7 protein-coding genes and 1 pseudogene are annotated in these 4,330 nt (G+C 38.8%); all 8 read left to right on the top strand.

Annotated features, from left to right (window positions below; all coding sequences use genetic code 11):
• Positions 1–265 precede the first annotated feature (265 nt).
• The 8 genes and pseudogenes from HCK02_RS13305 to HCK02_RS13270 all read left to right on the top strand — a co-directional run bounded on the left by HCK02_RS13305 (position 266) and on the right by HCK02_RS13270 (position 4,272).
• A complete protein-coding gene (locus HCK02_RS13305; protein ID WP_167630583.1) occupies positions 266–430 on the top strand; it encodes a hypothetical protein in 165 nt (54 codons plus the stop codon).
• A pseudogene (locus HCK02_RS13300) lies at positions 414–641 on the top strand (recombinase family protein); the annotation flags it as partial. The gene HCK02_RS13305 and the pseudogene HCK02_RS13300, both read left to right, overlap by 17 nt.
• 53 nt (positions 642–694) lie before the next feature.
• Complete coding sequence (locus HCK02_RS13295) at positions 695–1,333, top strand: hypothetical protein (RefSeq protein WP_167630582.1); 639 nt, start codon at positions 695–697, stop codon at positions 1,331–1,333.
• Between the two features lie 138 nt (positions 1,334–1,471).
• Positions 1,472–1,765 carry a WXG100 family type VII secretion target gene (locus HCK02_RS13290; protein ID WP_167630581.1) on the top strand — a complete coding sequence of 98 codons (294 nt, stop codon included), beginning with the start codon at positions 1,472–1,474 and terminating at the stop codon, positions 1,763–1,765.
• Positions 1,766–1,843: 78 nt separating this feature from the next.
• The gene (locus HCK02_RS13285; RefSeq protein ID WP_167630580.1) at positions 1,844–2,137 is read left to right on the top strand and encodes a TIGR04197 family type VII secretion effector; all 294 of its coding nucleotides are present in this window, start codon (positions 1,844–1,846) and stop codon (positions 2,135–2,137) included.
• Positions 2,134–2,487, top strand: a complete 354-nt coding sequence (locus HCK02_RS13280) for a DUF3958 family protein (RefSeq protein ID WP_167630579.1) — start codon at positions 2,134–2,136, stop codon at positions 2,485–2,487. The genes HCK02_RS13285 and HCK02_RS13280 overlap by 4 nt, the downstream gene beginning before the upstream one ends.
• Positions 2,484–3,929 carry a T7SS effector LXG polymorphic toxin gene (locus HCK02_RS14150; RefSeq protein WP_246215607.1) on the top strand — a complete coding sequence of 482 codons (1,446 nt, stop codon included), beginning with the start codon at positions 2,484–2,486 and terminating at the stop codon, positions 3,927–3,929. Before HCK02_RS13280 ends, HCK02_RS14150 begins: the two co-directional genes overlap by 4 nt.
• A 19-nt stretch (positions 3,930–3,948) precedes the next feature.
• Complete coding sequence (locus HCK02_RS13270) at positions 3,949–4,272, top strand: hypothetical protein (RefSeq protein ID WP_167630584.1); 324 nt, start codon at positions 3,949–3,951, stop codon at positions 4,270–4,272.
• Positions 4,273–4,330 lie beyond the last annotated feature (58 nt).

Here is a 4,330-nt window from a genome sequence, read left to right as displayed (position 1 = left end):
CAAGAAGCATTCATGAAAGTCATGTATGGTGACAAAGTGAAGACAACTGATCTTGAAGATTTAGATCTCTCAGAAGAGAGTCTCTAATAAAAAATTGAAAGAGTTTGGGACATAAATCCCATTCGTAAGAAAAATCTCTATCTGTTTTGATCAATCAAAACAGATAGAGATTTATTTTTTTAACACAAAAAAGACCACCCATGTTAAAATTAAAGCGACTAAACCAAATTTAATGGGGTGATCTTTTTTGTATAAATAGCATAACATGAATCAACTTATTTTGCCGCTCGATTTAGAAAAGAAAGTAGAAAAAGAAGATATTGCATTGGCCATCCATGATTTAGTGGAAAGTATCCTCGAGGGAGCCTTTCAGGCTTTCAAACAAGAAAGAGGGGCAACTAAGTACCATCCGCGTGAATCAGTTGAATGAAAGTGGAGTGAGCTTTCACAGTTTACAAGAAAAAATCACAATGAACAAATCGAGTTCAACAGGTCAACTCATTTTTCATCTCTTCACAGTCTTTGCCAAATTTAAACGAAATTGAATTTTAGAACGTTCCGCAGCTGGATGAGCAGCGGCTCGTGCAAGAGGTCGAAATAGGGGTCGTCCTGAAAAATTATCGGAAGAGGATCTCAAGCTATTCCTTTTCCGAGTCTTTATTAGCGTTTAAAAGTTCTCAATCAGCAAAACAAGTTGGAAAAGGTGTTAAAAGATGACTATTGGGAATTGATGGTCGTTCACTATCTTTATGACTTTGATACCAGAGACCCACGGTTACGATCTATTGAGGAAGCAGAAAAGGAATTAGAGTCAAGTCGTTTGAATAGGAAAGTGAAGCGAACTCTTTGGACGATTCATAGTCGAGCAAAAAAAGTTGTGGACCAGAACGTGGATCTTACGCTTGTTTTTCGTCGCTTGAAAGATAACGAGGAAAAAATTACCAATAAATTCCAAGGAGTGTGCGCCATGACTGATAAAAGAAGCCCACAAGAAGAGATCATCTATCAATTTCAGAAAATTCGACTCAAGCAAAAAGCGCTTCACCATGTGCGGGAAGGGACAAAGGAACAACTGCAAGCTTTTCGGAAAATACAAGAACAAGATCTTCCCCATGTAGAGGAGAAATTAGCAGATGTTGAGCGAGATCTTCATATAGAAGGCTATTTTCATGAAGAAGTAGCCATTTTGAGTCATCCGACTCAACGCCTTATTCAAGAAGCGGAAGAAAAACTAATGGCTTATCAAGGGGAGTTAGAAATCTTAGAACAAGAGGAAGATCGGTTGTTAAAGGAAGCCAAAGAAATGGAGCGGCAACTGAAAATGGATAACTAACGTTTCATTCCATTCTAAAAGAACGATTTGTCGAATCAAGGAAGGATTTGTCACAAAATAGACACAGACAATAGGTACAGGCTGTGCTATATTATAAATTGAAAGAAAATAATACACATATATAGGAGATGGAGTAGAATGTCAGGACAAATTAGAATGAGCCCGGCTGAATTACGAGATCGTGCCAAAACGTACGGCACAAGCGCACGGGATATCGAACAAATGCTACAACGCTTATCTCAAACCCAAGAACAGCTTCGGAGCGAATGGGAAGGACAAGCTTTTGTAAAATTTGATGATCAGTTTAATCAATTAAAACCAAAAGTAACCGAGTTTGCGAATTTGATGGATCAAATTGAACAACAACTTCAAAAAACAGCTACTGCAGTGGAAGAACAAGATCAACAACTTTCTCAAAACTTTGGGTTTTAAGCCTCATACCGAATACGCCCCTTATGAGTTTCTCGTAAGAGGCGTTTTTTCTAAAAAGTAAGAAGGAGAGGAGCATGAATGAGCACAGTAGCGAGTGATTTAGGCCAAGCCTCCGAAAAAGCCACCGCGCTTCAACAGGCGGTTTCGACGCTTCAGAAACAAGGAACAACCGTGACCAAGGATGAAGAAACAACAGTTGGAGGGAACACACAGGCTCATACGGCCATTCAAGCAGAAGTTGAAGCAGTTTCTCAGATTGCGAATGCTTTAACAACAGCAAGTACGAACTTGCAAAGCGTCGCGGAGGCCTTTGCAGCGAAAGATGCGGAAATAGGAGCCAGCCTTTCATCGATTGGAGGCCCAACACCATGAAGACGTGGACTGAGTGGCAGCAAGAAGAACGGCGGCTAATGGGGAAAGTGGACGAAAATCAACAAAAAAGGCGTGCTGTTCAGCAACTTCAAGAGGCCTACGAGAACCATTTTCGACAAGGACTCCGATTTGTGGAAGAGGTGAGTTGGCAGTTTCGAAAAAATGATCGGGCCTTTTTGCGCGAACAAATGCAAGAACAGGTTTTCTCCCTTTCACGATCGACGCAAGAGCATTTTGAAGGGATGGAAGAAGCCTTCCAACAAGAAAAAAGAGACTTGGAAGACCAAGCCAATGAAGTCGCCTACGAAAAAAGAAAAGCTAGCCTAGACGAACAGGAGGGGAAAGTATGAGTATCAATATGTATGTGTCAAAGTCGAAAGCTCAAGCGACCAGTACGAGTCAAGTTTGCCAGCAGCACTTAGAAGGGTACGCAGCGCTTCAAAAAGCGATTAGTCAGTTTACCTTAGAGCCTTTTTTAAAAGGAAAGGCCTATGATTCGGCCAAAGCCTATTATAGTGCTGTCCTCTATCCCTTAATTCAGGGAGGTATTTTATTAACAGAAGCGACAGAAGAAGCTGTTAAGAAATTCCCGGAACGTTACCAAAGTGAAGTCGATAGCGGAGATCTCAAACAATCCGAACTTGAAGAACAAATCCGGCAAGCAGACAACCTCATCAACCAAGCGAATACGCTTCAGAAACAAGTAATGCAATCTCCGTTACCAGAAACGGATCAACAATTGCAGCTGAAACTTAATCAAGCTCTGATTGACGTTTATCAAACGAGTAAAAAAGAACTCGAAGAGAAGCTTCAAAAATTAGTCGCCTTTCATGCGAGCTCACCGAATATTTTTTCAGAAATTGCAAGCTTGAAACAGGCTGTTGATCAAGGGATTGCCCAAACGAAGACAGCTTGGAATGCTTCTACAGGAACGTTTACTGTTCCTAATGATTTGTCTTGGGCGGCGATAATCCAGGATAAGTGGCAAATCCATGAAGACAAAAACCGTGGAATTGATGAGGAAAAGAATAAAGAGTTAGAAAAATATAACGTTTATGCTGTCATTTATAAAGATCCAGAAGGAAACCCAAGTATTTTATGGCAAATTGAGGATAAAAAAACAGGGTATGGGATTAAATCCCCTTCTCTTTATCAGTATTTGGATAAAACAGGCAAATATTTAGATGAGGGCTTTATCCAATTCATGAGTTTAGAAACATATAATCAAAAAGTGAAGGATGGTTGGCGAAATGGTGTTAATTATGTAACAGGTGAAAAATATGGGAAAGTGTTAGGTAGCATTACTACTGTATCTCAGGGTGTTGAAGATGTGGTAACATGGTTAAATGATACAGAATTAGGGCAGGCAATTCAGATGTTAGGTTTTACGTATGCGGCTTATAAGGTAGTAACGCCAAATGGCTCTAGAGTAGTAGTGAATCAAGATGAGATTTCTTGGAGTTTGAGTGAAAATGGAGCTACAATAAATGGACGAAAATATACAGGACATGCTTTGGAAAGAATGGCTCCTGATACAATTGAAGTAAGAGCAGAACTAAATACTCGTGCAGAAAAAATAGCAAGGAGCCGGGGATTAACAGAAGATAGTTATAAAGATTTTGTAAAAAGTTACGCACAACCACGAAATATTCCCCCAACGGTCGTAGAGAATACTATTAAAAATGGGAATAGAATGCCTGGCAATTCGAAGGGAACATGGGAATATACAACAAAAGAAATTAAAGTAATTACAAATGATGCAGGAGAGGTTATTACAGTTATTCCTCAATAAAGGAGGGTTGATTAGATTGATGAATTATGATGAACTAGATCTACTAGAATTGTTTTATTCAGAGGGAGAGAGCTTGACAGGAAATAATGGTGATGGGACATTTCTTTATAAAAGAGAGTCAGGAGAATTTTCTTTAACCGTGTTTCTATACAGTTATGAAGAGCAGATTAATATTTATTTGAAGTATCAAGATAATGATTTATGTTCTACTATTTTAAAAGGTATCACTGCATTGGTCAGAACAGATAGTTATCTAAAAATAATGAAGAAAGATAATGAAGTAGGTAGGATATATTTTGGAGAATATTTCAAAATTCGAATTAATGTGGATAGATGTCAATAAAGTAGACACAAAAAGAGTAAATACTTAAAAATTTTCAAAATAAAGAGCCTCCTTTTCA

This window comes from Listeria valentina, assembly GCF_011800755.1.
Taxonomy (GTDB): domain Bacteria; phylum Bacillota; class Bacilli; order Lactobacillales; family Listeriaceae; genus Listeria; species Listeria valentina.
The sequence above is the reverse complement of the archived record's forward strand: the minus strand, read 5'-3'. Positions and strand labels throughout refer to the sequence as shown.

Bases quoted from the DNA above. Each gene is read 5' to 3' on its own strand.
- HCK02_RS13305 (WP_167630583.1), top strand. From the start codon at position 266: ATGAATCAACTTATTTTGCCGCTCGATTTAGAAAAGAAAGTAGAAAAA.
- HCK02_RS13290 (WP_167630581.1), top strand. From the start codon at position 1,472: ATGTCAGGACAAATTAGAATGAGCCCGGCTGAATTACGAGATCGTGCC.
- HCK02_RS13285 (WP_167630580.1), top strand. From the start codon at position 1,844: ATGAGCACAGTAGCGAGTGATTTAGGCCAAGCCTCCGAAAAAGCCACC.
- HCK02_RS13280 (WP_167630579.1), top strand. From the start codon at position 2,134: ATGAAGACGTGGACTGAGTGGCAGCAAGAAGAACGGCGGCTAATGGGG.
- HCK02_RS14150 (WP_246215607.1), top strand. From the start codon at position 2,484: ATGAGTATCAATATGTATGTGTCAAAGTCGAAAGCTCAAGCGACCAGT.
- HCK02_RS13270 (WP_167630584.1), top strand. From the start codon at position 3,949: ATGAATTATGATGAACTAGATCTACTAGAATTGTTTTATTCAGAGGGA.